A 3,349-nucleotide genomic window follows, 5' to 3' on the forward strand; every position below is an offset into this window, starting at 1 on the left:
GCAATATGGTGGGCTGGCATGGATGCAAGCAGTATTTTATGGTGTAGGCGCCGCCGTAATCGGTATCATTACCATGAGTGCTTATAAACTTACCATTAAATCAATCAGCAAACTGGAACTTGCTGCCATCAAATCCAAATGGCTTTTATGGGTGTTCTATATCATTGGAATCGTGATCACCGTGGTTACCGAAAAAGAGCAAATCTTACTTTTTCTAGCTTGCGGCATCCTGTATATGCTCATTAAGGCCCCACCACAATGGATTAAAAAGCCTTCAACTCTCCACGCAGGAATATTGTTCAGTACTGGTTTTTGGCACTATGAAAGCAAGACCTTACAAGATATTGGCTGGTTTTTCGTTAAGGCAGGAACATTTGTATTTGGTAGCGGACTGGCCATTGTACCTTTCCTGCATGGTGGCGTAGTAAAGGAATTTGGTTGGTTAACGGAGGCTCAGTTCGTAGACTCGGTGGCAGTTGCCATGATCACGCCTGGGCCCGTAGTAATTACAGTAGGATTTATCGGTTATCTTGTCGCAGGGTTTCCAGGGGCCTGTGTTGCGGCGTTAGCTACTTTTCTGCCCTGCTACATTTTCACAGTAGCTTTAGCACCCTCTTTCAAAAAGGTTGCAAAAAATAATAGCGTTAAAACATTCGTTGAAGGAATTACTGCCGCTGTGATTGGTGCACTCGTTGGTTCAGTAATTGTGATCGGTATGCGTTCTATAAAAGACATTCCAACAGCATTGATCGCAGTAGCAGCTATACTTTCACTTATCTACATCAAAAAATTACAAGAACCCTACATCATTGGTGTAGCGGCTGCGATAGGACTACTCATTAAATTCTTCTAACTTCTCATTATGTATAAAATTTCTACAAAACCGCCAATTAAGCACAGTATATTTCTACTTGTTTTCACTACGTTACTAAATTTATCAACAAAAGCGCAACAAACGGGTCAAAACCAGGCTTATCCAAAGATAACCGGTTATTTCAGCTTGCTTCACCCCATCGGTTCCTGGGATAAAAATGGATTTCATGATAACTTTTCGGATGTATACACGCTTGCATTTCCATTTGGAATAAACATTTTAAAGAGTGATAAATTCGGGGTCAGTTTCGAGATTGCCCCGAGTATCCGTACCGAACATAATATTTCTAAGGTAAGTTCAGTATTATTTCATCCGGGGGCAATGTTCAGGTTCAAACATGGCTTTACTTTTATAGGTCGTGCAGCATTTGAAACCAATGGCCGTTATGGCTTTACACCGGTTTTGAACCAGGTTGTAAAAAAAGGAAAAGATGTGAGCCTGTATCTTGCATTGCCTTTCCCTGTGAGATTCGGCAACAATTTACCAGCATCACTATCCACGGGTTTACAGGTGGGTGTTAGTTTTTAAATAAGTGACGGTACAAATGGTATTGGATGTTAAGTGAAGGCTTAAAGCAAGCCGCTTTGTAGTAGTAAAACATAAATGTTCAGAAAAATATTGTAACTATTTGATTACATAGAATTTGTTTATATATTAGATTCATCTGATCATTAAATATTAACCTAAACTAACTTAAACATGAAAAACACCAAATTTTTATCACTAACCATGGTATGCGCTTTATTTTTCTGCATATCTTCTTGTAAGAAAAACAAAACTTCTGAAGAAACTGACAACAAAGCCGAAATATCAGCAAGTACTTTACAACAAATAAAAAGCTTAGGATTTAGCGTCGAAAATGCACGTAAAGTTGATAACGGTTACCTAATACGAATGTTAATGCCTACGGAACTAATCCTAATTTATTATATGTAGCCTCAGTTTTGCAACATGAAGTTGGACATTGTATAGGATTCCGTCATACAGACTATATGAACAGAGCATATAGCTGTGGAGGAAGACGTTCTAACGAAGGAACAGCAGGAGTTGGCGCGATACAAATCCCAGGCACACCATCAAAAGCAGATGCAGAATCATTTATGCTGGCTTGCTCTAACGGGGGCGATCGTACATTTAATGCAAATGATGTAATTGCAATGAATTACCTTTATAAATAAACCAAATACAGATCAAATAAAAAAGTATAGATCAGATAAAAAAAGAGGGAGCTGAAAAGTCTTCCTCTTTTTTTTGAACTGAAAAGGCTGGAAAATGTATTTTTTTTATGCTTTAACGAAAGAGCCTTAAAAAAAACCACAAATATAGCACAAACAACAAAGAACAATATAATTCAGAAAAAAAATCACCATTTTTCAATCAATAACATGTGGCCCACTTCATCTTTACATCATCGTGTTAAATTCAATCCTTATTCTGAACCTATCAATTGAAAATCCTTAACATTATTTTCAATTATCCTTACAATTCTTAATAATTTCTTAATTCTAATTGACAAAATCCCTAATCGGGTTAAGGCATCTTTGTGGGAAATTCACAGGGCAAGAACAATCGTTTGTTTCTGTGAATGATCCAAACAATCATAACCAATCATTCATGAAACAAAACTACAAAAAGACCTACTTGTCTTTAATTGGCAAATGGCAATATCTTGTTGCAATCCTCCTTTTCTTTTCATTAAATGCCCATGCTCAAGGCGGCAAAACAATAACGGGTAAAGTTGTTGATGAAACCAACCAGCCATTACCAGGCGTAACAGTTAAAATAAAAGGCAGCAATTTAGGAACATCAACTGATACTAATGGCGTTTATACCATTCAGGCAAAACCATCTGATGTACTAACATTTTCTTTACTTGGAAGTTTAACCAAAGAATTTCCGGTTAATAACCAGGCTAAAATAAATGTAATCCTTGTTTCGGATAATCAAACCCTGAAAGATGTTGTGGTTATTGGCTATGGTACCGCTAACAAAAAAGATTTAACAGGTGCGGTAACTTCTGTAAAATCAGAAGAATTTAATCAAGGTGTTTTGGTTAACCCAGCACAACTTTTACAAGGTAAAGTTGCAGGTCTGAATGTTACTAAAAGTGGCGATCCGAATGCTAAACCTTCTACTATTTTACGTGGTCCGTCCACTTTACGAGAAGGTGCTGCACAAGAGCCATTTTACGTTATCGACGGTGTTCCTGGCGCTTCAATTGATTTATTGGCTCCGGCCGACATAGAAAATATCGACATTTTAAAAGATGCATCTTCAACTGCCATTTATGGTTCAAGAGCCGCAAACGGTGTAATCATTGTAACCACAAAACGTTCTAAAAGCGGCCAATCTCGCCTAAATTATAGCGGTTATGCTGCCGTAGAGAAAGTTTCTAAAAAATATGATATGCTTTCAGCTCCTGAGTTGAGACAATACCTTTCAGATAATAAGCAAACTTTAAATGCTGTAGATGAT

5 protein-coding genes are annotated in these 3,349 nt (G+C 37.5%); all 5 read left to right on the top strand.

What is annotated here, in order from left to right; translation table 11 throughout:
* Positions 1 to 853, top strand: an 853-nt coding sequence (gene chrA / locus AC1DND_RS26765) for a chromate efflux transporter (protein WP_477585754.1), incomplete at its 5' end; no start/stop codon positions are given.
* A gap of 9 nt (positions 854 to 862) precedes the next feature.
* Positions 863 to 1,402 (top strand): hypothetical protein, encoded by a 540-nt coding sequence (locus AC1DND_RS26770; protein ID WP_477585756.1) that lies wholly within the window; start codon positions 863 to 865, stop codon positions 1,400 to 1,402.
* 171 nt (positions 1,403 to 1,573) lie between these two features.
* Positions 1,574 to 1,810, top strand: coding sequence for a hypothetical protein (locus tag AC1DND_RS26775; protein WP_477585758.1), 237 nt, complete (start codon positions 1,574 to 1,576; stop codon positions 1,808 to 1,810).
* Positions 1,811 to 1,866: 56 nt separating this feature from the next.
* Entirely contained in the window at positions 1,867 to 2,052 is a 186-nt protein-coding gene (locus AC1DND_RS26780) for a M57 family metalloprotease (RefSeq protein WP_477585759.1), read from the top strand.
* A 436-nt stretch (positions 2,053 to 2,488) separates the two neighbouring features.
* A partial coding sequence (locus AC1DND_RS26785; protein WP_477585761.1) for a carboxypeptidase-like regulatory domain-containing protein occupies positions 2,489 to 3,349 on the top strand: 861 nt, incomplete at its 3' end.

This window comes from Pedobacter sp. 01N416 (genome assembly GCF_056399685.1).

Excerpts from the sequence above, each read along its gene's own strand:
- AC1DND_RS26770 (WP_477585756.1), top strand. The coding sequence starts at position 863 with ATGTATAAAATTTCTACAAAACCGCCAATTAAGCACAGTATATTTCTA.
- AC1DND_RS26775 (WP_477585758.1), top strand. The coding sequence starts at position 1,574 with ATGAAAAACACCAAATTTTTATCACTAACCATGGTATGCGCTTTATTT.
- AC1DND_RS26780 (WP_477585759.1), top strand. The coding sequence starts at position 1,867 with ATGAACAGAGCATATAGCTGTGGAGGAAGACGTTCTAACGAAGGAACA.